Origin of the sequence: Paenibacillus sp. PDC88, from assembly GCF_900106725.1 — a bacterium.
Lineage (GTDB): Bacteria > Bacillota > Bacilli > Paenibacillales > Paenibacillaceae > Paenibacillus > Paenibacillus shunpengii.
This window is the reverse complement of the sequence record NZ_FNNT01000001.1, coordinates 24,326-49,371: the sequence shown is the minus strand read 5'-3', so window position 1 is coordinate 49,371 and position 25,046 is coordinate 24,326. Positions and strand designations below refer to the sequence as shown.

Sequence of the window (25,046 nt, the reverse complement as noted above, 5' to 3'; positions counted from 1 at the left end):
GATATACAATGAAATATGCCGTAGCCAAAAGAATCAGCGGAATGCTGCTCATTGGCAGTCTGCTTCTCAGTGGTTGTCAAATCTCGCCAGCTTCGCAGGTCCGTGAGACTGCGACTACTGTTGACCAAGCTGAGGTTCCCTCCCTGCCTCCCGGAGAAAAACTGATATCGTCTTTCAGCGATGCTCGTCTTTCAGGCATGCTTGGAATCGCCCAGAATAATTCGCTTCAGCTGTTCATTCACGAAGAGACTGCTGAGATTGCAGTTCTTCACAAACAGAGCGGTCAAATATGGCGAAGCAACCCAGCTGATCGTGACAAGGACGGAATCGCAACCGGGATTAACAAAGATCTTCTCTCATCGCAAACAAGACTCAGCTTCTTTAACAGTCTGGGTCAGAGCAGTTCCGTAAACTCTTACACGGATAGTGTTGGACACAAGCAGGTAAGTTATGAAGCGATTGATAACGGAGTTCAGGTTCATTATCAATTCGGAAGCACTGAACGCTCCATTGAAGATTTGCCAGTGAAGATCAGCAAAGAACGATTTGAGCAGAAGCTGCTCTCCCAGCTCGACAGCGCTGGGCAGCGTACATTAAAAATCGGTTATACAGAAGACAAGGAAGAAGGAATCTACACTCGAAATGATAAGGCGCTGCAAGGACTTCAGCTTTCCAGAGCTTTAAAAGCCTTTGAGACAGCCGGCTATACGGAAGAAGATCTGGAACAGGACCATACCGAGCATGGGATTGAGCTTGAGCAGAGCGGGCCGCGACTGTTCATGCTCACCATGGAATATGAACTGGACGGTGAGGATCTGCTTGTACGTATACCCTCCTCCGGAATTCATTTTCCAGAAGAATATCCGATTAACACGATCTCTGTTCTGGATTATTTCGGAGCCGGTGGTTCAAATGAAGAAGGCTCCATATTTGTACCAGATGGTTCTGGGGCATTGATTCATTTTAATAATGGCAAAGTCCAGTATCCTGCGTATCAGCAAGATATTTACGGCCCGGATATGACAATGAAGGTTCGCGAAGTCAGCTCAAATGAAGCTAAAGCCAGATTGCCCGTCTTTGGACTGATTCGGGAAGAAGGAGCTTTTCTGGGGATTATTGAGGAAGGAGATGCTGTTGCGGTTGTCAATGCTGATATTAGCGGCAAGCTAAACAGCTACAACAATGTATATCCGAGCTTCTATGTGGTGAACAAGAGCGATGTAACGCTTCAGGCAAGTGACATGGTACGAACGCTTCCGAAATTCCAGGCCAAACCGACCGCATCCGACTTCGTCGTTCGGTATGCTTTTGTCGGCGCAGAGAAGGCATCTTACTCGGGCTTGGCCTCTCTCTATCGAGATTATCTGCTGCAAACGGGCGGTCTGCCCGAGTCCAAGACCAGTAGAGAGCAGAACAGCCTTCCGTTTTATCTTAAACTGCTTGGCGGCATGTCCACTCGCCAACATATATTAGGCATTCCTTATGATTCTACGGAGGCATTAACTACTTTTGACGAAGCTCAAAATATACTCTCCGCGCTGAAAGAAAAGAAGGTGTCCAACATTCAAGTTCGCTATGCCGGTTGGTTTAATGACGGTCTTTATCATCGGATGCCGGACTCCATTAACGTGGATCGTGCTATTGGCGGGAAAAAGGGAATGCGCGAATTCAGCTCCTTTACACGAGAGTCGGGGATCGGCTTTTACCCGGATGTTGCTATGTTGAGTGTACAATCCAAAAAAGGTTTTAGACCATCTAAAGAAGCTTCACGAACGTTAACACAGGAACCAGCGGTCATCTACCCTATGGACCCGGCAAGACAGCGGCGTAACTTGGATCGATCTCCATCCTATGTGCTTTCTCCCAATTTACTAGACGAATTGACGGAAGAGATGCTGAAGGATACAGCTCCTCTTCCGATGGATGGACTTTCTCTTAGGGATCTGGCAGAACAGTTGAACAGTGACATGAATCCGAAGAAGCTGCTCGATCGAACGCAATCGCTTAGTGTCGTAACCAAGGCACTCGAACAGATTAAACAGCAGGCGGGCTCCGTTGTTGCGGATGGCGGAAACGGCTACGCGCTGCCTTATGTAACAGACCTGACAGATGCTCCTATGACAAGCAGCCGCTTTAAGCTGGAAGATGAAGAGATTCCGTTCTATCAGCTCGTTCTGCATGGGAGCATCAGCTATACCGGCACTCCATACAATCTCTCCACCTATACGAACGCAAGACAATATGTCCTGAAGCTGATTGAATATGGAGCGAGTCCTTACTTTGCCTGGTTCAACGCCCCGAATCATGTTGTGAAAGAGACCGATTACGATCACCTCTATGCGTCAAATTATGAGCAGTGGATCGACCTAGCTGCCCAAATTTACAACGAGGTCAATCAGGCGAACCTTCCGTTTGCCGGGCGTTCAATGAAGTCACATGAATCCCTCGCGGAAGGCGTATTTCGGACAACGTATGAAGGCGGAGGGTTTGCTATCGTCAATTACAATGACTTCCCCGTGGATGTGGAGAACTATACCGTAAAAGCTCTTAGTTACGTGACTGGTGGTGAGCAGCTCTGAAGACACTTCTGAAATGGAAATGGGGAAATCGCACGTATGCTCAGCAGAAAGCCCTGTGGGGCGTAATCTACGTACTGCCTTGGTTTATTGGATTTGTATTGTTCTTCTTCATTCCTCTAATGGCTTCGTTGCGTTACAGCATGAGTACGATTCAGGCTAATGCGGAAGGCATAGCGATTCAATTCACCGGTGTCGTCAATTATATTCAAGCGCTCACCGTTAATACCAGCTTCAACCGTGCATTGATTGAGTCGGTAACAGACGTACTTGTCAACGTGCCTCTTATCATCATATTCAGCCTGTTCCTTGCCGTCATCCTGAATCAGAAATTCAGGGGCAGGGCCTTGGCACGATCTATCTTTTTCCTGCCGGTTATTCTGGCATCAGGCGTTATTATGTCACTGGAGAGCACCAGTTTAATTGAAGCAGTTAATCAGAACAGCACGGGCGGAAGCTCGCTCGGCACGTTGGAACTGGAGAAATTGATGCTTGATGCAGGTGTAAGTGAATGGATCGTCACGTACTTAAGCAGCGCGGTAGATAGAATCTATCAGATTGTCAGTCAATCCGGCGTACAGATTCTGATCTTTCTGGCAGGCATTCAAACCATCTCGCCTCAATTGTATGAGGCATCGAAGATCGAAGGCGCAACCGGCTACGAAGCGTTTTGGAAAATTACTTTTCCAATGGTCAGCCCGTTGATCTTCGTCAATGCAATCTATACCATTATCGATTCATTTGCCAATAATGCCATGACGGAACTGATTCGGGAGACCGGCTTCGTTAAGTTCGACTTTGGCTTAAGCTCTGCCATGGCATGGGTCTACTTCCTGGCTATCGCTATCATTTTAATAATCGTAACGGTTATTTTTTCGAAACGTGTGTTCTATCAAGATTAAAAAGGAGGATGTCCCGCGTGAAGACATCACGATTATTATCGCTGGAGCACTGGAAGGGCTGGCTGTGGGTCATGATCCGCTTTGTTCTAATTACCGGACTTTCCTTTGTTATCCTCTTCCCGATATTCCAGAAAATTTCGACTTCCATTAAGGATAAGGTTGATCTTTATTCTGCGGTAGTTGTGTGGATTCCTCAGAACTTCTCCATTGAGAATTTTAAACAGGCGATTCAAGTCATGGACTACTGGGAAACGCTGTTCAACACTTTTACACTCTCTGCCACAACGACATTGTTAACGACGGCATCCTGCGCACTTGCAGGATACGGATTTGCACGTTTGAAATTCAAGGGCAGCGGCTGGCTGTTCGCAGGAGTAATCCTGACGATACTGGTCCCGCCTACGACCATTCTTATTCCGGTATACCTTAATTTGAAAAGTTTTGACCTGTTGGGTCTGATGACCATTATGACTGGCAAACCCGTAAATTTGCTCAACACGTATTGGCCATTCATACTTACGGCAGTGACAGCCAATTCGCTTAAGGCAGGCTTGTATATTTTTATCTTCCGTCAGTTCTTTAGAGGGATCCCTAAGGAAGTGGAAGAGGCCGCTTACGTAGACGGAGCAGGTATTGGTCGAACCTTTTTTAGAATCATGCTGCCTAATGCCATTCCATCCATGGTGACCGCAATGCTGTTTTCCTTCGTGTGGCAGTGGAATGACAGTTTCTATACAACCACGTATCTGACCTCCAGCAAGGTCATGTCGACGCAATTGTCGTCTCTTCCATACAACCTTGCTCAGCAGGTCGGGGATGGTGCCTCCAAGGCAGATCCTTTTTACCTAAGCATGATTCAGGATACAGGGATTCTACTCGCTATCCTGCCTTTGATTGTAATTTATCTATTCGTACAGCGCTATTTCGTGGAGAGTGTGGAACGTTCGGGAATCGTCGGTTAGAACCAAACATTATATCGCAAACCATCTGATAGATTAGGAGGGATTCAAGTGAAGAAGATGATGACATCTTGTAAGCTTCTGCTTATTCTAGCTTTGCTGATTACCATTGCTCCATGGGGAGGCGGCCGCGCCGAGGCTTGGGTGGGTATGCCAATGGGGAAGCTTCATGTAAGCGGTAAACATCTGGTCAACAGCAACAATCAGCCGGTACTTCTAAATGGTTGGCACCAGCCATCTGGTGCATACTGGACATACCAGGACAGTAATTATTATCTCAATCTCCACGGTAATGATCGGCATAAGGCCACGCTTGCTTATCTAAAAGATATTACCGATACGTTTACAGATACAAGTCCGAAATACGGAAGCAATCATGGATGGAATATGAATCAAGTGAGATTATTCATCGACCGCCAAGACATGGGGGACGTGGCCGCTGGGACATATAATTTTGCCGGAGTGCAGACGGTCACACAAAACGTTATCATTCCGTACATTCAGTATGCGAAGACAAAAGGGGTATATGTCGTTTTGGGACTCGATTTTACATTGAAGGACGAGCAAGCAACGACGGCTTCAAATCTACAAAAATTCAATCAAATATGGGGTTATCTCGCCTCCCGTCCGGAAATAAAAAGTGCAGATAATGTTCATTTTGAGCTGATCAATGAACCCGTGAAGTCGTATGCCAACGGTCATTGGGGTGGATACAATGGGGAGAATGATTTTGTTGACCATTGGAACGATTTACGCAATTTCCAGAATTCGATCATCTCCACGATTCGCAGCCAGGGTGCGGACAATGTAATCTGGGCAGCAGGACTGGGTTATAACCAATTTTATAGTCTAACTGCAAGTCATCCTTTGACGGATCCGCTGAACAATTATGGGTATGCGGTTCACTGGTATCCAGGTTACGGAGCTTATGACAATTTCTCAATCTTACAAGATCAGTGGAACACCAATGTAAAAGCAGCCGCAGACAACTATCCAATTAACGTAACTGAAGTGACCTGGTTCAAGAACAAGCCTGGAGATTCGGCTTACTGGAACTTGTTTAATGGCAGCAATGAAGGTTTTGGAACAAATACCAAAACAATCTTTAATGCAGCGGGCAACGTGAGCAATGTTGCTCATATGAATGGGTTCATTCTGGAGCCGGGACAACGAAGCTCCTTTGCCGATCCTACGGCAGGACTAAAATGGGATGGAGATGCTTCTCGAAGTGCAATGGGGCGTTTCCTGTTCAATTGGTACCATGAACGCGCTCAAACCTATCCGGGCAGTGGACCGACAACTGGCCTGATAGCAGGTATGACCTACAAAATTGTGGCAAGACATTCTGGCAAAGTCATTGATGTTCCAGGTGGGCAGAATGTGAACAATCTTCAGCTGCAGCAATGGAGCGATCTGGGTGGCAATCCTCAGAAGTGGGTGCTGAACTCAATTTCTGGGGGGAATTATATGCTGACTAGTGTAAACTCACCGGATAAGGTCATCGACATTCGCAACGGGACACTAACGAACGGCGAAGCTGTACAGCTGATGAGCAATTTGAACACGACCGCCCAGCATTTCAAAATCAATGATTTAGGGAATGGATACTGGAGCATTATCAACGTAAACAGCAACAAGGCAGTTGAGGTGATGAACTCTTCTACTGCCGACGGTGCTAAGCTGCAGCAAAACGATTATACGGGGGCACTGAATCAACAATGGAAGTTTGTGTTAAGTGAGAATATAGTTTTAGACTGAAAAAATAAAGCATTTTCTTAGTGCTTAGGCTAAAATAAGTCCCCTGTTTAAGCACTACATGCTACCCTTGTACATTCTTTAATAAATAATTGGAAATGGAAAGGGCGTAGCCCAAGCGAAGTCGCGGGAGCGTCCTTTTTATTGAACTAACTGGCAGTTTTCTTGAGCAAGTTGTTGACTAAGGTGACGGGAAAGAGTAATATTTAACCAATATCGGTAAATCAAAGATGGAACAAAAGTAAATCATTAAACTCTTCACAGGAAAGGGTTTCATGACTGAGAAAACCTTAGAGTACTGATTGAAAATGCCAGTTCCAGAGTATGGCTAATACCCATCGGTTTGACCCGTTATAGTCAATTAAGGTGGCTGTGTGAAAATACAGCAACCTGGGTGGTACCGCGATTAATATCGTCCCAGAGCATTTTGCTTTGGGGCGTTTTTTATTTTGGGAGGAGTCTATATGATATTAGAAAAAGTTATAAATAGAATTGTAATACAAAGTGAATATAAGGATTTTGTTGATAAGTATATAGATCATATACTTACCGAATTTAAAGGTAAGATTCATAGCATTTATATGTGTGGCTCGATTCCAAAAGGAACTGCTAAACCTTTTAAGTCAGATGCAGACTTTACTATTGTATGTGTAAATCCCACAGATATTGATTACGAAAGATTGTCAAATATTAAAGACAGGCTTTTGGAAGAATATCCAGTAGTAACTAAGATTGATACGATCATTTGCTCAATTGACGATGTATTAAGTAAACCAAATGAGTGGGGTTTTTGGGTTAAGATTATTTGTGTTTGCCTATATGGTCATGACGTTGGTGAAAAAGTACCACCGATCATTATTTCTCCAGAGTTCATTTTAGACTTAAATACAGAGACCAAGGAAGAAGTAGATCGTGTACGTCGTTCACTTTCTACTGCTAGTGATCACACGATGAAAACTAGATATATTAAAGGGTATTCGAAGAGATTAATTCGTGCATTATACTCTTTGGTTTTAGTAGATACAGGTGTATGGCAAGATGACATTATGAAGATGAAGAATGCCATAATAAACTATTGCGAGATTGACTCCGCTTTAGTTGAGTATCTGTATGCTTGTTACTTGGATAGTGATGTACTTGTTGAAAAGTTTCTGGGAATTGCAGATGAAGTATATTGCTATTTTGAGAACTCCTTAAATGCAATGGCTGCCGGGTCACTCTGAGAAGCGAGAGACACATCCAGCCCCCTAAGCCCGTCGGGACATCACTGCATTTTTAACCTCTTAGTCTAATGTGGAGCTTAAAAAGACTTCTATATTTTGTGGTAACTGGTACGGTATTTAGAAGATTATTCAACCTGTCGAAATGACAGGTTTTTTTGCGTAGATAAACAAAGAACTTAGCAGGAAGGAGGGATTTATTTCCATGTCGAAAGAACTTAACAGAAGCCTTTTAAAGTTATTAAGGCGGATTCTCGAACTCTCAGTTTATTATGGGTACAGCACCGAATCAAAACCTGACATGCTACATTGGGCCCATTGCGGAGCTCTTAAGAAGACTTGGTTAATCTGGTGCATATGATTCGAATAGGTGATCATAAGCTGGATAATTTTATGCTTACGAATATGAGCATTTCTGCAAGGTAACTCAGGATGAACTTAGGCAAACTCTAATAACTATTGGTGCAAAAACTACTGCTGCGAAGCCTCTACGACCTTGGCAGAGCTGTTACCCAACACAATGGCATTGAACATTCCACATCTAGCTGAACGGACAGATTAACGCAACAAGCTTCGAGAATTGGATAAACAACTAACTAAATATCTTCAGGATAAGCCCAGGGAACTTAGGTTGAAATTATATAATCCGCGTCAGAGCAAACGATATTGACAAACCAACTACTACGTGTTACTTTATAGCTGTAGTAAGTAATACTGCATACTAGTGACACAGAATAGTAAGGGGCGATTATGCTGGAAAACTTAACGGAAATGCTTAAAGGCGTGCTTGAGGGCTGCGTCCTTGAAATTATTAGCCACAACGAAACCTACGGTTACGAAATCACGCGGCAGTTGAATGCCCTCGGCTTCACGGATGTTGTGGAGGGAACGGTATACACCATCCTGATCCGGCTTGAAAAAAACAATTTGGTAGAAGTAACCAAAAAGCCCTCTGACATGGGGCCGCCGCGAAAGTTTTTCGCGCTCAACGACGCGGGGCGTGAGGAGCTGCAGAGGTTCTGGGAAAAATGGGAGTTCGTATCATCAAAAATAAACGAGTTAAAGGAGAAAATACAATGAATTTTTGGGAAAAAATCACCGGCAGCGATATGACGAAAGAAATGAAAGCTTTCGAATCGCGAGCCAAAAAGCTGCCGGCTGATTATCAAGCGGCATGGGAAGAAATTGATGCCAATCTTTGGTCGCACTCAGATTTCACTGGTCGTAACCTCATGCCAATACTCGACGGTGTGCTTGGCCTGTTCGAAGAAACGGCGGCGGACGGTCAGAGTGTCCAAGAGGTTTTGGGTGACGATATCAAAGGCTTCTGTTCAGCGCTGGCCGGCGAAGAAGGGGCAAAGTCCTTTCGGGACAAGTGGCGCGAGCAACTCAACAATAATATCGCCAAAAAATTAGGTAAATAGGAGGATAAAATGAGAATACGAGATATCATTGAAGGCAAAAAAGAGTGGCGAGCGCACGTGATCGAAGGCAAAAAAGAGTGGAGAGAACACGTGGCGCGTGTTAAAGCGCTCCCACAAGATTATCAGATTGTTTATAAAGAGATTCAAAAATATTTCTTTAAGGTCGGCCCTGTTGAGCTAACCGACGGGACGGGTTTGCTCTCGGGGATTGTCGATCTTTTTGAAGATGGCGCGGCCTTGGGGAAAGGCGTGCTCGAAGTGACGGGCAGTGACGTAGCGGCTTTCTGCGACGATCTAATCAAAGATTCAAAAACTTACGATGACATCTTTCAAGAACTGTTAGACCACCAAGAAGGTAGCAAGACCATGAAAAAGGCTACGGATAATAAAAAGTAAAAAGGGAGGTGATATTTTTGCCCTGCTTGGCACCAATGGCCTATGCAAAACGAGGAAGAATCTATCAATTCAAAGCTTGAATAATAAAAGAAAATTCATAGTGTTACAAAAAATAAAAAGTAAAGAGAGGGAAACTAATGCAAAAGATGATGGGTCAAAGCAACAGAGGCTTCTCCGATACAGGGCTGCGCAGAGTGCGCGACGTCCTGGCACGGCATGTCGATTCCGGGAAGATTCCTGGGCTCGTCGCCCTGGTCAGCCGGTACGGTGAGACGCACGTCGAAACACTCGGAACGATGCGCCATGACGGTGGCGCCCCGATGCGCCGGGACACGATCTTTCGGATGGCCTCGACATCCAAGCCGGTCGCGGTCTCAGCGGCGATGGTCCTGCTGGATGAGTGCAGGCTCCGGCTGGATGACCCGGTACAGGAGTGGCTGCCCGAACTCGCTGACAGGCAGGTACTGAGACAGGCAGACGGCCCGCTGGACGATACCGTGCCGGCGAGGCGGCCGATTACCGTGCGGGACCTGTTGACCTCTACGTTCGGGCTCGGACTGGACACGACAGCGCCGGGCTCACCGATGATGCAAAAGATTTTTGAGCAAGGGCTCTACGCTCAGGCAGAACTGGCGGCACCAAATCCGGATGAGTGGATGCGCCGCCTAGGCACTCTCCCGCTGATGTACCAGCCCGGAGAGCGGTGGTTATACAACATCAGCGACGACGTGCTTGGTGTGCTCGTCTCCAGGGTCAGTGGCAAGTCGTTCGAGGCGTTCCTGCGAGAACGCATCTTTGAACCGCTGGGAATGAAGGACACTGGTTTCCACGTGCCCGCCGACAAGATCGATCGGCTGCCGCCTCTCTACGCCCCCGACCCACAGACCGGGGAATTACACGTGTGGGATGAGGCCGTTAGCGGACGGCACAACCAACCTCCAGCATTTCAGTCAGGCGGTGGCGGACTGGACTCAACCGTCGACGACTATCACGCCTACTTCCGGATGCTGCTGAATCACGGAATGCACGGGACTGAGCGGATCCTGTCCCGGTCCGCCGTCGAACTGATGACCACCAATCGCCTAACTTCCGAGCAACTAGCCGCCCGAGAAGCTTGGGCCCGTAATATCGTCCATTTGGCGTACGGCACCGGGCAGCACGGCGGTTGGGGCTTCGGGATGGCGGTGCGTACTTATCGTGGTGACTACGCATCTATCGGCCAGTTCGGCTGGGACGGCGGAGCCGGCACCTCCACCTACGCTGACCCGGACAAACAGCTTATCGGAATTCTGCTTACCCAGGTTGGGATGTCCACTGGGGATTCGTCACGGGTTATGCACGACTTCTGGACAACGGTCTACCAGGCAATCGAAGACTGACGCCGAGCCCGCGCGCGGGTTCGCTCGCCATCAACCCACACCAAACGACAGCCCCTTGGCGAAGCATGAACCGAAACGTTAGTTTTAAAGAAACAACAACAATCTAGGACTTATTTTTTCATCCTTGGCTGTCGCTGTTGCATCTTCTTAGGTCCAGTCTAATACTTTATTTTAATCGGACAGTTTGTTCCCGTTTGACGCATAAAAGGACTTCTCTGAATCGACGTTCAGTGAAGTCCTCTTTCGCTTGAGTAGGAGTAGAACGTTAAGCTGGTTATTAGTAGATACGATATCTGCCGCTTAATGCCAGCAGACTAAAGAAATATAGACAATTGTCATAATAGCGACGCTCGCCTTGACGGAGAGGCGTGTTCCAAAATTGGCGGACAAACTGGTCAGCATGGGGGCCGTCCGCAGCCAGTGATGCCATGGCATTGGTAGCAAGCAGACCTATTGGATGCAAGGATGGTTCGTCGAAGGGCTCACCCTCAATCGTGTATCTACGGTAATCAGAAACATCAATGTCACTGAAGAAGGACTGAATCCGATTGGATTGTTCAATCTGCCAGGGATCCTTGCGAAACCATTCCCAGTCCAAAGCAATATTCGCTGCAACCCGATATGCATCACTATAGAAATGTCTAAAATCACCGTGTGGTTGAATCGGAGCCGGAGAACCGTCATAGTTCGCATATTCAGGAGAAAGTCCAGTTACCGGATGACAGGCTGTATGCAGGTAAGCTCGGCTTGCCGCTGCTGCTTCTTTCCAGAAGGCTCGATCTCCTTCATTCGCATAAATAGCAAACAGTTCATAAAAGTGAGGAAGATGATAGGAGGGATCAGAGAATGACGATTCCGGTACAAACTTGATCAGCCGGTTATGAGGATCCCACATTGGATCGCCTTCGCCATCTTCACCTTGATGTACGCATGCTTTAAGGATTTTTCGGGCTTGTACCTTGTAATCATACGGTGCGGCGCCATCACCCCAGCGGTTCGAGGCAAATATCAGGGCCATAGCAAAAAACTCCTCACCGTCAGGTGCAGGACCTTGTGACAGACGGGTTCCGTCAGGCTTGCAATGCCACGCAAAATAATCCTTGTAGCGACCCTCAGTATGCTGCATAAACGTGTGGGAATAATTCCAGAGTCGATCGAATTCTTCTTTCTTGTCCATCTGTACAGCCATCATCATACCATAGGACATTCCCTCAGAACGAACATCATGATTGCCAGTGTCAAGCATGTAACCCTTGTCCTCATCCATCGGATAATAGATTCTTGTGTTCTCATCTCCATAGAACAAATCGTTCCATGTCTTCTCCAGTTTAGCGATAATCTCATGTTCGTCATAACCTAGTTTTTGAAATAAGTTGGTGTATGCACCTGTATTGTAAGCGCCCTGACTTAACGTATTCATTGTTGATCTCCTTTTTGTAAAGATTGTTTATGAAATTATATCATGCTTAAAGTGTATAAATTAAAGCGTTTACATAAAAAATCACAGATGTTTTATTTCCAATATTTTCTTATTTGAATTGAGATGATAAATTTGAACAAGTCCTATATTCTGTCAGGTTGTTGATAAAGGATGTAGGCGATACACTCGGAGAGAAGGAGCCATAAGACTGCCGTTAAGTACAGGTTTTCCTTCGATGTGTTGTACTTGGAGTGTAAACTCTAGCTGAAAGGATGGTGGTGATGTAACATGCTTGGCAATACAGGAGATGTAGATGAAAACCTAGAGTTAACTGCACCGCGCGATCCTGTGGGAGTGGATGAATCCTCTTTCAAGACGGACATTGATTACGATTCTCCGGCATATCTGGAACTGATTGCCCGATCTCTGCTGAACAAGGGTAACAATGTCAGATTAAAACGAGCCATCGAAAAGGCCAGACAAGGCGTTCCTGTCGTTATTGCTTACATCGGTGGATCCATTACTCAAGGAGCTGGTGCTTCACCCATTCATCTCCAAAGTTATGCCTATCGCTCTTATGAACGATTTAAGCTGATGTTCGCTCCTTCAGATGGAAATTCAATTCAGCTAGTTAAAGCGGGTGTTGGTGGAACGCCTTCAGAACTTGGTGTCGTACGTTATGAGCGGGATGTGCTCCGAGATGGTACGATTCAGCCGGATATCGTGATCATTGAATTTGCCGTAAACGATGCGGACGATGAGACTCGGGGTAACTGTTACGAAAGCTTGATTTTGAAAGCGCTTGCTAATGGTCATCACCCTGCGGTAATTCTGATGTTCAGTGTTTTTCAGAATGATTGGAACCTTCAGGACCGACTTGCTCCGATAGGCTGGTATTATAATCTGCCTATGGTGAGCATGAAAGATGCTCTTGTAGAGCAATTCGGAAAGACAAAGACGGAGGGCAACATCATATCTAAACAGCAATATTTTCATGATATCTACCATCCTACCAATGCGGGACATCGGATCATGGCCGATGCACTGGCTTATCTGTTCCAAGTGACGGATCTATCCGAACCGGATCAAGAAGAGCCGGACCTCAGAAAGACACCACTTATCGGGAACGATTATGTCAATGTAAAACTGTTAGATCGAAAGAACGGGAATCAACTCGCCCGAATCGACACAGGCAGGTTTCGGCACATCGATACGGATCTGCAGATGAGCGAGATGGATGATCATGAATACAGAACGCCACTTTTCCCGAATAACTGGATGCACGTTCCCGACAAGACAATGAGCCAAAGCTGCTTTAAGCTGTGTCTGCGATGCAAACGACTTATTCTGATCTTCAAAGACTCCGGCAGCGAGCAATTCGGAACTGCTAATATCAAGGTGGATGGCAAATACGTCAAAAAAGCGGATCCACACCAAGTGAACTGGACACATTGCCATGCCATGCTCCTGTTCGATGAGAATCAGGCGAAAGAGCATACGATTGAAATTGAAATGATGGAGGGGCATGAGGATAGACTGTTCACTATACTCGGTTTTGGATATGTCGATTAAGGGACATGCATTCAGCCAATGGGATCATGAAAGGCGTGAAGGGAGTTTATTGTACATGTTAACTTCATCAGCACCGGCGGGTTTTGACCAATACCGCGATAATATACCACGCGGAGTGATCGAGACAGCCCAGTATAACTCCACAACGGTCGGCAATGTACGTAAAGCGATGGTGTATACACCACCAGGCTATACCACGGATCTCACATACCCTGTCCTATACCTGTTGCACGGAATTGGCGGAGATGAAGGGGAGTGGTACAACCATGGAGCTCCGCAGATTATTTTAGATAATCTATACAATGACAATCTTCTTGCACCCATGATTGTTGTCCTTCCGAACGGCCGTGCTATGCCTAATGACCTTGCCGAAGGGGATCTATTTGAACCTGAGAAGATAAGCGCGTTTGAACGATTTGAGCTTGACCTTATTGATGACCTTATACCCTACATTGAGTCGAACTATTCCACAAGCACAGATAGGAATAACCGGGCGATTGCCGGATTGTCTATGGGCGGAGGTCAGTCTCTGAATATTGGACTCAGCCACCTGGACCTTTTCGCTTGGGTAGGTGCCTTTTCCCCAGCTCCGAACACCAAGACGCCGAGTCTTCTCGTACCTAATCCAGCGGAAGCATCATCGCTGCTAAACTTGCTATGGTTGTCTTGCGGATATCAAGACAATCTTATACAGATTAGTATTGACTTACATCAATACTTGGAGCAGCAAGGTGTGACACACATTTGGTATGAAGAGAGCGGAGGCCATGACTGGCCCGTGTGGAAGAACGATTTGTATCTATTCTCACAACACTTGTTCAAATAACCAGACAGTAGGAAGATCACGGTATTACTGGGCTACAAACCAATCTATTAAAATATCAGGAGGTAGTTTACCATGTTCAAATTCAGTAAAAAATTGTTGACGGTTGTTCTTGCCGCTTCTATGAGTTTTGGAGTATTTGCCGCAACTTCAAGTGCTGCGACGGATTACTGGCAGAATTGGACAGATGGTGGAGGAACCGTTAATGCCGTGAATGGCTCTGGTGGAAACTACAGTGTAAACTGGCAGAATACCGGCAATTTCGTTGTGGGTAAAGGCTGGACATACGGTACGCCTAATCGGGTAGTTAACTACAATGCCGGCGTATTTGCTCCTTCCGGTAACGGATATTTGACCTTTTATGGTTGGACCAGAAATTCACTAATCGAGTACTACGTAGTAGACAACTGGGGAACCTACCGTCCTACTGGAACATACAAAGGCACAGTGAACAGTGATGGCGGCACGTATGACATCTATACAACTATGAGATACAATGCACCTTCTATTGACGGTACTCAAACCTTCCCTCAGTACTGGAGCGTAAGACAAACCAAGCGGCCTATTGGTGTAAATTCCACGATCACATTCAGTAATCATGTTAATGCATGGGCGAGCAAAGGTATGCACTTAGGCAATAGCTGGTCCTATCAGGTTATGGCTACTGAGGGATATCAGAGCAGCGGTAGCTCTAACGTGACAGTCTGGTAACGAGATCAAATGAAGTGAAGCACTTGTAATATTGATATTCATAGAGCAAGACAGGTCCCTGGACCTGTCTTGCTCTCAACGTAGGGCTTAAAGGAGATTATGGAATGAGAAAGCTGATCCTGTGCTTATGTATTATGGCAGCCGCTGGCTTGAGCGCTTGTTCAACGAATGAATCTGATGTAAGCGATGATTTAGTATACGTAGAAGGTGGAACGTTTAAGAGCAGCAAGTCTACTTTTAGTGATTCAGACATAACGATTTCCGATTTTTATATTGGAAAATATGAAGTAACTCAGAAGGAATGGATGGAGATTATGGGAGAGAATCCGTCCGGCTTCAAAGGAGATGATCTGCCGGTTGAAACGGTAAGCTGGTACGATGCCGTGGAATACTGCAATCAGCGAAGTCTTAAGGAGAATTTGAAACCTTACTATAACATCGATAAGAGTACTATTGATACGAAGAATAAGAATGAGAACGATCATTTGAAATGGACGATTACCATAAACGAAGATGCTAATGGTTATCGCCTGCCGACTGAGGCTGAGTGGGAATACGCTGCAAGTGGAGGCCAGAAAAGTCAGAATTATGCCTATAGTGGAAGCAATAACCCAGATGAAGTGGCATGGTACTGGATAAATGCAGGGGATAACATATTAACCGGTGATTGGAGCTGGCCGGCCATCGAGAACAATCGAAATCAAACGAAGAAAGCTGGATCCCTGAAAGCCAATGAGTTAGGGATTTATGATATGTCCGGTAATGTGCGAGAATGGTGCTGGGACTGGTACAGTCACCCCGAAAGCCCGGAGAATACTTGGCGTGTGGTAAAGGGCGGCGGTTGGATCGGCGGCGTTAACAATAATGAGATCTCCTTTCCCGGAAAATTTGATGCGAATGGTTTTGGTCCGGATCAGGGCTTCCGAGTGGTTCGAGGAAAGTGATCGGCTCCTTCACAACCGAAGGATACGTGTAGACAATATCAGTAATGGAGGTAACTAGTATTCACGAAGAAGCAGTCGATGATGAACTGCTTCTTTTTGTGTTTATAGTATTGTGCAGTATTCGTTATAATGGAGTTATTGGTATAAGAAAGGAATGTAAGTATGAAGAAAGTCATCGTCATAGGAGCAGGAATACTGGGTGCATCAACCGCTTACCATCTAGCGAAGCTTGGTGCAGAGGTCTTGGTTATAGATCGTAAGGATGAAGGTCAGGCCACCGATGCTGCAGCAGGAATTATATGCCCTTGGTTATCACAGAGGCGTAATCGGGCCTGGTACCAGCTCGCAAAGGGCGGAGCGCGTTATTACCCTGATTTAATCAACAGCTTGGAGAAAGAGGGCGAGACAGAAACAGGTTATGCCGGAGTCGGTGCCCTTAGTATTCATCACGATCCGGACAAGATTGGTAAAATGGAGGAGCGGGCACAGAAGCGGAAGCTGGACGCACCTGAGATCGGTGAAATTATGCAGAAAAGTACGGATGAGACCCATCGGCTCTTCCCACTGCTAGCAGAAGGGTACCACGCTGTGTATGTTAGCGGAGGAGCAAGAGTAGATGGACGGGCACTGCGTGATGCGCTTCTTCGGTCGGCGGAGCGTAACGGGGCCAAGCTTATTAATGGAGATGCCGCTATGAAGTATGAATCAAACCGGGTGACGGGAGTATCAGTGGGTCAAGAACGTTACTCTGCGGATGAAGTCATCGTGTGTGCTGGAGCATGGGCCAACGCCTTGTTTGCACCCTTGGGCATTCATTTTAAAGTGACCTACCAGAAAGCACAGATTATGCACCTACAGGTTCCTGAATATCAAGACACGGGCAATTGGCCTGTCGTTATGCCGCCAACGGATCAATATCTGCTGTCTTTTGATGAGCAAAAAATAGTCATCGGTGCGACACATGAGAACGATATCGAAGGCTATGATATCAGGGTGACAGCTGGAGGGATGCAGGAAATTCTGGACAAAGGGCTGGAGCTCGCTCCCGGCTTGGAGAACAGTACTTTTCAGGAGGTTAGAGTAGGATTTCGTCCATTTACGCCTGGATTTCTCCCTGTAATCGGAACTGTTCCTGGCTGGCATGGTCTTATCACGGCAAACGGTCTTGGTGCCTCTGGACTTACGATGGGACCCTATATCGGGAATCAGCTCGCCAAGCTGGCACTTGGAATGGAGCTGGACATCGACCTAGAGGATTATGATGTTCGTAAAGCGATGGAATAGAACTAGACGAAGAGAAGCCTACATTTCTCCAAACTATAGGGAGGGGAAGCAGGCTTTTCTTTACTTTACTTTACTTCACTTTAATTTCTTTCAGTTATTGATCTGTTCGGATGAAGCGACAACAAGTGTCTTAGATTGTCATCAATAAATTTGCTATCGACACTGTTGATTCCGCGACCGGCAAAGTGGCCCCAGATCGATTCAATTGGATGAAGCACAGCATTTGGTATAAGCTTAGCCTCGTATTCATTTTCGTCTGAAGTACAAAATAGATCCGTACTCCCTGGCATAATGCAGGCTTGTGCTTTTATGTTCTGTAATGCCTTATCAAAATCTCCTTTATAGACCGGATTAGCACTTATATCTGCATTTTGGCCTGTCCATAGCATGGCAAGGACATTGTGCGGATCCATCTTCATAAAGCTGTCATCCCAAACGCCAGCCACAAAATCCTCTAGTGCGTCAAATCCCATATCACGATAAAGTCCTTCTCTGTAATAGGTTTGGGATAGCCCCCATCCCGCATAAACTCGGCCAACGCTGCGCATATGTGCAGAGGTCAATAGGTTTACTTTACTTGAATCGAAGTCAATAGCAGCCATAAGTGCAGCCTTCATCCCGTCAAGGACCACATACGCTTGCGGCCAAGTCTTTGCAGCTCCACAGAAAGGTGCAATTCGTTCCACCATGTCGGGGTAACTTGCCGCCCATTGAAATGATTGGATACCGCCCATCGACCATCCAACCACGAGTGCTATCTTTTCAATGCCGAATTTTTCAGTGACCAGCCGATGTTGGAAATTCACGTTGTCATAGAGCGTAACTTGTGGAAAATGTCCCCGGTCGAAAGGCGGAGCTGTGTTGCTCGGAGACGAAGACAGTCCGTTTCCAAGCAGATTTGGAATAATAATAAAATATTTCTGTGGATCCAGTGCCATGCCGTTTCCAATTAACCATTCATTCTGAACATGCTGGTCGCCAAACGCTGTTGGATAGACGATCACATTATCCTTCTTATCGTTCAATACTCCATACGTCTTATAAGCAAGAAATGCGTTCGGTAATGTCACTCCTGATTGCAAAGTAACGTCACCGAGATCAAAAACCTCGTAATCCATTGTTTTACTGCTCCCTTCAACTTGAACCCTATATAAATTACAAATGCATTTGTTGTTGTTAGTATAGAGCTATGCTACTCTCAATAAAAGTGAACAGAATTCACAGCAATGTTCAATAATATTGAAAGTTAAAATGGAGGCTGCAGGATGGAATTGCGTCAATTGAATACGTTTCGCACGGTTGCTTCAACTTTGAATTTCAGTCGAGCTGCAGAGGCTCTGAATTATGTCCCTTCCAACGTTACGATGCAGATCAAAGCATTGGAGGAGGAGCTTGGCGTCCGTCTATTTGACCGATTGGGCAAACAACTCGTGCTCACTTCAGCGGGTAAGTGATTCCTAACTCATGTTCAAAGTATTTTAGATCAATTGGATGAAGCTCGGAGTGCCGTTCATGAAAACGATCATTTAATAAGCGGGACCCTGACGATCAGTGCCAACGAGGTTCTGTGTGCCTATCGTCTTCCCACTGTATTTCAGCAATTTCGTTCGCGGTATCCGGGAGTTCGGCTTATTTTCCGCTCTGTGCCTAATCAGGAACTTAAGCAAACGCTCTTTGAGGGAACTGCGGATGTCGTTTTTATGCTGGATGAAGGCATTCTATCGACGGGGCTTACAGTGGAACCGCTGTTAGAAGAGACGTTTCGCTTTTTCGTTGCTCCAGACCATCCACTGGCAGAACGAAATGTACTACAGCTAGAAGATTTTCACGGAGAAGTGTTCCTGGTCAATGAAAAAGGTTGTACCTATCGTACTATGTTTGATGCTCGTTTGAGAAAAAGGGAATTGATGATATTACCTATTTGGAGTTTCAAAATGCGGAAGCGATTAAACAATGTGCAATGGCTCGGATCGGCATCGCCTTTCTTCCCGAAATAACAGTGGGAGCCGAGGTAGAACGAGGTGAGCTCATTGCACTTCCATGGCAAATCCCTGACTTGCACGTATATACGCATATGGTATGGCATAAAGACAAGTGGATGTCCCCCGTCATATTATCTTTTATAGAAACAGCGAGGGAAGTGATAGCTGTTGAAGAGGGGAATTCAGCGATTACCTCGTAAATTCACCAATTGTACAGCGTGGAGTGGGAACAGGGAATCCGGCTATGGTTTATGACACCAACTTAAAAACAGGAGAACTGCAAATTAGGCAGTTCTCCTGTTTAATATAAACAGACACGAAAACGGTTATTTTCTGTATACACGTACCGGCAGTGAGGAGAGCATTTTACCTGCGGCCGATGGCGTCAGGTTCTCTTCCAGGTTAAAGCCAGGGACCGGCTCGATTCGGGCGAACTTATCCATAAACATGCTGATTCCTGTAATGGCCTCCAGTCTAGCGAGCGGTGCTCCAAGACAGAAGTGAGGTCCGTTGCCGAAGGTTAAGTGCTGCTTGTTATTCGGTCTATGAATATTTAAAGTAAACGGATCTTCGAATACTTCGCCATCCATATTCGCTGCACTCATCCAGGCAACCACGACGTCTCCTTTCTTCAGGTCAACACCAAGAAGATTATTATCGGCTTTGACCGTGCGGTCCATCTTCGCAATGTTGAATCGGTACCGCAGCATTTCCTCCACCGTATTTGGAAGCAGTTCCCGCTGATCCCGGACTTCTGCATAGATTTCATTATTGTCATATAAGAAGGAATAGAACGTATTGGCCAGCAAATGGCTAGTTGTTTCTATGCCTGCACCAAGAATAAACATCGTCGTTCTGACAATATCATCATCGGATAACTGGTCTCCGTCCACTTCTGCCCGGATCAAATCCGATATGATATCATCCGACAGATTGGATCTTTTTTGGACAATATAAGGGTAGAGATAGGAATAGTATTCAACAGCGGCTTTGCGTTTACGCTCATTTACCGTTTCTTGGTTCTCCTTGGGCATAGGAAGGAACAAGTCATATACCCATTGCTGAAATAACATTCGGTCTTTGGTAGGGACGCCTAACAGATCAGCAATAACAATGGTAGGCAGGGCACTGGCAAAGTCGTCGACAATGTCAATGACGGGCTTGTCCTCCATGGAGTCAATCAGCTCGCTTACGATTTCCTGGATTCGAGGCTCCCATAGCTTCAAGCTGCGAGGGGTAAAGGCAGCAGCCAGGAGGGAGCGGCTCTTTCGGTGTTCGGGAGGGTCTGTCATCAGGTTGAATTTTCCGGCGTGCTTACCTTCATCGACATCGGCGCCGACACTGATGGTCGTACGCATTCTGACGTTAGAGAAATGCTCATAATCGCTCAGTACACGTTTAACATCGTTATATCGGAATACATTCCACGTGTTGGTTGCCTCGTTATAGCTGACAGGATCGTTCTGCAGCTTATCCTTATACCAGGCATATGGGCTGAATTCCTCTGACGACGACTTGAATTCGGTGATTTCCTCCAAGGATATAATTTCATTGTTCACGATGAATCCCTCCACTCTGTTTGAATAACATATAACTATGTTAGTTTAACATATATAAAAATGCGCAGACACATTCGAAGGACCCATGACCATCAGCCCGATGAACGTTTTTTTGTCGAATATAGATTGAAGATGAAGTAAGGAATTTGGTAAGCTTACAATACCTTAGTGAACTAAGATACTACACCATATAAGGGGTTTACATTATGTACATTGAGCTGCTTATACTCATCCAGATCGAAGAATCTCCTAAACATGGTTACGAAATTAAGAAGGAAATCCAGAAGGATCTAGGATATTTGACGGATGTGAACAACAACATGCTGTATCCTGCTTTGAGAAAGTTTACGGAGGAAGGCTTGGTCACGAAGAGAATGAATGAGCATAGCGGGGGGCCAACTCAGTATATATACGAAATTACGGAGAATGGGAGGAGACGAATAACGGAGCTGGTCAATGTATTTACAGAGAGAGATGCGAAGCATCATTCGGAATTCTTGATCCGAGTGTCTCTATTTCGATATATTTCACCAGATAACCGGCTGCGTATTTTAACTATGCGGATGAAGGATCTTGAACAGCTCTTATCTGATTTGGAGGAAAGACTGGAGCCGCATAATATTGATTGTTACCGCGAAGAAGTGCTTCGTCTATCTATATTTAAGCTAAAGGCTGAGCAGGACTGGATCCATAAATTAATGGAGAAAGTGGTTAGAGAAGCAGAGTAGTGTAAACCTTCATATCATCTGTGGCAAATGAATCTGGAATATCAGCAAAAGGCACGCAGTTACTGCGTGCCTTTATTATTTCGAATACCATTGAGAATATAACCAATGGCTTGTTCTGCTGCTTCCTCTGGGGAGTAATTCTTCTCTATTGGATTAAGGAACGGATTGCTTAACGAGAAGATTAAAGTTCCCATGACAAAATTGATGGTCATCTCTAGTGACTCGTATTCAATTACCCCTCGCTCCTTGCCAGCCGTAAGAATCGCTCGAAGCTCGTCCCAGGAGGGGAGGAATACATCCGTCATCAGATCCAGTCTCGGACTCTTGAGGAAGAGCTCCTGCTGAAGAATGGTGATCAGCTCGTGCTCATCGTACCTGAATAAGACAAAGGATCTGCAAAAATCAATCAGAGCAGCTAACGGCTTCGATAAGTCGTACTGATGATTCTGAGTCGTCTCCCTAATGGGATCAAATAAGGCGAAGAACACCTTCTCCTTACCGCCAAAATGATAAGACACAAGGGCCAGCGAAACCCTTGCTTCTTCACAGATTTGCCTGACCGTTGTCGCTTCATATCCTTGTGATGAGAACAGCTTCTTGGCTGCTTTCAGTATTTGATCTTTTACATGTTTGTTTTTTTCCTGGTCGTCCTTCGCAGGGCTCATAGGTCAATATACTCCTTTAGCTGTTAAGGAAATCAGGATGCTCATAGCTGGGATTAGGATACTTGTAGAAGCCTTCTCCCGTTGCAACGCCAAGCTTGCCCTTATCAATATAATCGGTCTTTAGCAGCTCTGCAACTTTCTCCAAATTCGGATTCCCTGTAGCCTTCGCTTTCGCAAGAACGATGTTATAGGCTGTAGTTAGACCAACCACGTCAAGAATCGCAAAAGGTCCCTTCGGTGCGCCTGTACCGACCATCCAGGTTTTGTCAATCGTTTCCGGATCGGCAATCTCTTTAACCAAAAGAAGCTCAGCTGCATCTAACAATGGAACAAGCAGGGAGTTGAGAATATAGCCAGGCTGCTCCTTGTGCAGTGGAAGGGCCACCATACCAATGGCGCGAGCAAACGCAATTACGTCCTCGAACACCTTCTCATCGGTACCTGGATGCTTCATTATCTCCGCTGTGTTGTTCTTCCAGATCTCATTAGCGAAGTGGAGGGCAAGAAATTGAGCTGGACGCCCCGTAGCTTCTGCAAACTGACTTGGCAGCAGAGTAGAAGAATTGGATGCAAAAATGGTATGTGCGGGTGCGACTTCTCCGAGCTTCTTGTAGAAATCCGTCTTAATCGGCACAATCTCTGGAATGGCTTCAATAACCAGATCCGCGCTTGAAACGGCTGCACGGAGGTCAGAGTTGAAGGACATGCGCTCGTAAGCAGCATCTACCTCCTGCTGAGTTGCACCCATATCCTCCTGATACCGCGCTTTAAGCTTCGAGATCCGATCCTTCGCTTTATCCAACGCTTCATCATTGATATCATAAACGGTTACTTGAAATCCATAGAATGCGGTCTGGTAAGCGATTTGACTTCCCAAGACACCGCTGCCTGCTACTGTAATATTTGTGTAGTTCATCTGAATCTCTCCCTCTAAGTTGAGTTAAAAACAAATAATTTGAACGTATGTTTTGAACAAGTGTTCAAATGATGATATACCCTTAAACTACTCCTCGGTTCACCTTTTGTCAACATTTTCAGCGCATTATTGTGATGTATCTTACTGGAAAAACAAATACAAAAAAAAGTCCAAAGGTAAATATAATTTACCCCGGACTTCGCAATTATAGTATGGCAGCTCTTATGTATGAACGTAAGATTCCAGATTATGGTTTGTTTCATAATAAATAATGGCCTGTTCCATGAAAATAACGATTTCCTCTTTGATCGGGTACAGATTAAGATCCCATGAAGCTGCCTCAGATCGTCTTGCCTCCCAGAACTTATCCGCAAGCTCTTTATTCCCCTGGAACATTTCATTCGATAGAAGAAGTGTATCCTCAGCGATGATTTGGGCGTCCCGTGAACTTGGGGACTTATTTTCCTCCAGACAAATTTCAATTCGTTTAATCAAATTAATCCATTTCGTTAATTGAACAGGATCGTTCTCCATTTTTGGTAATTGATTAGTAAGCAAGGTTTGCTCATCCTCTGTGAACCACTCTTCCATGACCTTTTTCTTTCTTTCTTTTCGTTCTTCAGCTTCGTTATCATTTGACAGCAGAGGCAGCAGCAGATCCCATTTTATTTCAGTCTGGAGCTTCGTCATGTTAATCAGCGTATTTGTGTGAAGAAGTGAGTGCTCTAGCCGAGTTAATTCATATTCAAGGTGGTTCTTGTGAACACGCAGCGTTTTTTCGATAGACAGCTGATTCATTAATTTTTTGATATCTTCGAGTGACATAGAGGCAGACTTAAGCAGTAATATTTTCTCAAGCAGCAGTATGTTATCTGGCGTATAATGTCGCCTGCCGTTTGCGTCTTTGAATGAAGGCTGCACCAGCTCGATCTGATCGTAATAACGAAGGGTTCTTAGCGAAACATTCAGCTTTTTAGATACCATGCCCGTAGTTAGAAAATCCATTATGTAACTCCTCCTAAAAAAAGCTTGCAGGTTACGTAACGTCACCATTTAACCTGAATTTATCACATATTGAGTTCTAGGGGGGACGAATTTGAAGAAACAAATCTTTGCATCTATGGAGTGGTCATATAAGGAGCTCGGATTATTATTGCTGCTTGTCCTGGTTATTGTTCCAGCCACTATTGAGTCTTTACTTCAAGATTTTCTGCATGAATGGCTTCAAAACAGCTTATATTCAGGTACCTTAACCGGCCTGATCATGGCCATCATTTTTATAGCAGGCGTGTATTTTATTGCGCTTAAGCCTCATGGGTTAAGGTGGGCAGACATTGGTTTACATGCTTTTTCTAAATCATATTGGGGATTTATCGTAATCTGGTTCATCGCATTAATTGCATTCAGTATTCTCATATTGATCCTGATGGAACTATGGGGAATAGGTACAGAGAATAGCAAAACAGTTAGTCTTCAGCAAAATATAAGCCTGCTCACAATACTGATCGGATTTGTCTCTGCGGCGATTATATCACCTGTGTATGAAGAGATTTTTTATCGCGGATTTCTATATAAGTGGTTCCGGGTTCAATGGGGGGTTGGCGCAGGAATATTTTTAAGTTCCTTTATCTTTACGATTGTCCATATACCAACTTACAACACCTTGCCCGTCAATTTTGTATCGGGAGTGATATGTGCATGGTGCTATGAGAAGACAGGATCGATCGTACCAGGGATGATTGTGTATGGAGGGTTTAATGGACTGGCTGTCATTCTAACAGCGCTCTGACTTGAATTGTAATTCAAGAATATTTAAGGTATTAAAATGAAG

General features: G+C 45.4%; 23 protein-coding genes and 1 pseudogene. 18 read left to right on the top strand and 6 right to left on the bottom strand.

All coding sequences use genetic code 11. The features are described from left to right. Positions 1–8 precede the first annotated feature (8 nt). The 9 genes from BLW49_RS00225 to BLW49_RS00185 all read left to right on the top strand — a co-directional run bounded on the left by BLW49_RS00225 (position 9) and on the right by BLW49_RS00185 (position 10,611). The gene (locus BLW49_RS00225; RefSeq protein ID WP_090722514.1) at positions 9–2,579 is read left to right on the top strand and encodes a DUF5696 domain-containing protein; all 2,571 of its coding nucleotides are present in this window, start codon (positions 9–11) and stop codon (positions 2,577–2,579) included. Beyond that, positions 2,576–3,478 carry a carbohydrate ABC transporter permease gene (locus BLW49_RS00220; RefSeq protein ID WP_090722512.1) on the top strand — a complete coding sequence of 301 codons (903 nt, stop codon included), beginning with the start codon at positions 2,576–2,578 and terminating at the stop codon, positions 3,476–3,478. The genes BLW49_RS00225 and BLW49_RS00220 overlap by 4 nt, the downstream gene beginning before the upstream one ends. Before the next feature lie 17 nt (positions 3,479–3,495). Then, positions 3,496–4,440, top strand: coding sequence for a carbohydrate ABC transporter permease (locus BLW49_RS00215; RefSeq protein WP_090722510.1), 945 nt, complete (start codon positions 3,496–3,498; stop codon positions 4,438–4,440). Between the two features lie 57 nt (positions 4,441–4,497). Next, positions 4,498–6,195: an RICIN domain-containing protein gene (locus BLW49_RS00210; RefSeq protein WP_256209606.1), complete on the top strand. Its 1,698-nt coding sequence runs from the start codon at positions 4,498–4,500 to the stop codon at positions 6,193–6,195. A gap of 461 nt (positions 6,196–6,656) precedes the next feature. Beyond that, entirely contained in the window at positions 6,657–7,415 is a 759-nt protein-coding gene (locus BLW49_RS00205; RefSeq protein ID WP_076310809.1) for a nucleotidyltransferase domain-containing protein, read from the top strand. A gap of 747 nt (positions 7,416–8,162) precedes the next feature. After that, entirely contained in the window at positions 8,163–8,492 is a 330-nt protein-coding gene (locus BLW49_RS00200; protein ID WP_076310808.1) for a PadR family transcriptional regulator, read from the top strand. Then, on the top strand, positions 8,489–8,836 hold the full coding sequence (locus BLW49_RS00195; protein ID WP_076310807.1) for a DUF1048 domain-containing protein: 348 nt from the start codon (positions 8,489–8,491) through the stop codon (positions 8,834–8,836). The genes BLW49_RS00200 and BLW49_RS00195 overlap by 4 nt, the downstream gene beginning before the upstream one ends. A gap of 9 nt (positions 8,837–8,845) precedes the next feature. Continuing rightward, positions 8,846–9,232 carry a DUF1048 domain-containing protein gene (locus BLW49_RS00190; protein WP_076310806.1) on the top strand — a complete coding sequence of 129 codons (387 nt, stop codon included), beginning with the start codon at positions 8,846–8,848 and terminating at the stop codon, positions 9,230–9,232. Between the two features lie 149 nt (positions 9,233–9,381). Then, positions 9,382–10,611, top strand: a complete 1,230-nt coding sequence (locus tag BLW49_RS00185; protein WP_218145878.1) for a serine hydrolase domain-containing protein — start codon at positions 9,382–9,384, stop codon at positions 10,609–10,611. A gap of 277 nt (positions 10,612–10,888) precedes the next feature. Here the strand turns inward: BLW49_RS00185 and BLW49_RS00180 are convergent, their stop codons facing one another. After that, positions 10,889–12,031: a family 8 glycosyl hydrolase gene (locus tag BLW49_RS00180; protein ID WP_076310805.1), complete on the bottom strand. Its 1,143-nt coding sequence runs from the start codon at positions 12,029–12,031 to the stop codon at positions 10,889–10,891. Positions 12,032–12,319: 288 nt separating this feature from the next. On the opposite strand from BLW49_RS00180, the gene BLW49_RS00175 reads away from it, so the two are divergent. The 5 genes from BLW49_RS00175 (at position 12,320) to BLW49_RS00155 (ending at position 17,365) form a co-directional block, all read left to right on the top strand. Continuing rightward, complete coding sequence (locus BLW49_RS00175; protein ID WP_090722505.1) at positions 12,320–13,603, top strand: SGNH/GDSL hydrolase family protein; 1,284 nt, start codon at positions 12,320–12,322, stop codon at positions 13,601–13,603. 55 nt (positions 13,604–13,658) lie between these two features. Further along, the gene (locus tag BLW49_RS00170) at positions 13,659–14,429 is read left to right on the top strand and encodes an alpha/beta hydrolase (RefSeq protein ID WP_090723753.1); all 771 of its coding nucleotides are present in this window, start codon (positions 13,659–13,661) and stop codon (positions 14,427–14,429) included. Between the two features lie 72 nt (positions 14,430–14,501). Continuing rightward, complete coding sequence (locus tag BLW49_RS00165; RefSeq protein WP_047913822.1) at positions 14,502–15,137, top strand: glycoside hydrolase family 11 protein; 636 nt, start codon at positions 14,502–14,504, stop codon at positions 15,135–15,137. A gap of 104 nt (positions 15,138–15,241) precedes the next feature. Continuing rightward, complete coding sequence (locus BLW49_RS00160) at positions 15,242–16,081, top strand: formylglycine-generating enzyme family protein (RefSeq protein WP_076310803.1); 840 nt, start codon at positions 15,242–15,244, stop codon at positions 16,079–16,081. Positions 16,082–16,243: 162 nt separating this feature from the next. Continuing rightward, complete coding sequence (locus BLW49_RS00155) at positions 16,244–17,365, top strand: NAD(P)/FAD-dependent oxidoreductase (protein WP_090722503.1); 1,122 nt, start codon at positions 16,244–16,246, stop codon at positions 17,363–17,365. An 80-nt stretch (positions 17,366–17,445) separates the two neighbouring features. On the opposite strand, the gene BLW49_RS00150 is transcribed toward BLW49_RS00155, so the two are convergent. Beyond that, positions 17,446–18,483, bottom strand: coding sequence for an alpha/beta fold hydrolase (locus BLW49_RS00150; RefSeq protein WP_090722502.1), 1,038 nt, complete (start codon positions 18,481–18,483; stop codon positions 17,446–17,448). Positions 18,484–18,630: 147 nt separating this feature from the next. On the opposite strand from BLW49_RS00150, the gene BLW49_RS29430 reads away from it, so the two are divergent. Together BLW49_RS29430 and BLW49_RS00145 are read left to right on the top strand one after the other, a co-directional pair. Then, on the top strand, positions 18,631–18,819 hold the full coding sequence (locus tag BLW49_RS29430) for a LysR family transcriptional regulator (RefSeq protein WP_371264497.1): 189 nt from the start codon (positions 18,631–18,633) through the stop codon (positions 18,817–18,819). Positions 18,820–18,852: 33 nt separating this feature from the next. Beyond that, positions 18,853–19,547: pseudogene (locus BLW49_RS00145) on the top strand (substrate-binding domain-containing protein). A 126-nt stretch (positions 19,548–19,673) separates the two neighbouring features. On the opposite strand, the gene BLW49_RS00140 reads toward BLW49_RS00145, so the two are convergent. After that, positions 19,674–20,906 (bottom strand): cytochrome P450, encoded by a 1,233-nt coding sequence (locus BLW49_RS00140; protein ID WP_090722500.1) that lies wholly within the window; start codon positions 20,904–20,906, stop codon positions 19,674–19,676. A 206-nt stretch (positions 20,907–21,112) separates the two neighbouring features. Here BLW49_RS00140 and BLW49_RS00135 point away from each other — a divergent pair, with 206 nt between their 5' ends. Then, positions 21,113–21,634 carry a PadR family transcriptional regulator gene (locus BLW49_RS00135; RefSeq protein WP_090722498.1) on the top strand — a complete coding sequence of 174 codons (522 nt, stop codon included), beginning with the start codon at positions 21,113–21,115 and terminating at the stop codon, positions 21,632–21,634. Positions 21,635–21,693: 59 nt separating this feature from the next. Here BLW49_RS00135 and BLW49_RS00130 read toward each other — a convergent pair whose 3' ends face one another. The 3 genes from BLW49_RS00130 to BLW49_RS00120 all read right to left on the bottom strand — a co-directional run bounded on the left by BLW49_RS00130 (position 21,694) and on the right by BLW49_RS00120 (position 24,220). Continuing rightward, entirely contained in the window at positions 21,694–22,299 is a 606-nt protein-coding gene (locus BLW49_RS00130) for a TetR/AcrR family transcriptional regulator (RefSeq protein ID WP_090722496.1), read from the bottom strand. 16 nt (positions 22,300–22,315) lie between these two features. Beyond that, positions 22,316–23,215 (bottom strand): 3-hydroxyacyl-CoA dehydrogenase, encoded by a 900-nt coding sequence (locus BLW49_RS00125; protein WP_076310796.1) that lies wholly within the window; start codon positions 23,213–23,215, stop codon positions 22,316–22,318. Between the two features lie 222 nt (positions 23,216–23,437). Continuing rightward, entirely contained in the window at positions 23,438–24,220 is a 783-nt protein-coding gene (locus tag BLW49_RS00120) for a MerR family transcriptional regulator (RefSeq protein ID WP_076310795.1), read from the bottom strand. 91 nt (positions 24,221–24,311) lie between these two features. On the opposite strand from BLW49_RS00120, the gene BLW49_RS00115 reads away from it, so the two are divergent. Further along, positions 24,312–25,004 (top strand): CPBP family intramembrane glutamic endopeptidase, encoded by a 693-nt coding sequence (locus BLW49_RS00115; protein WP_256209515.1) that lies wholly within the window; start codon positions 24,312–24,314, stop codon positions 25,002–25,004. Positions 25,005–25,046: the final 42 nt, after the last annotated feature.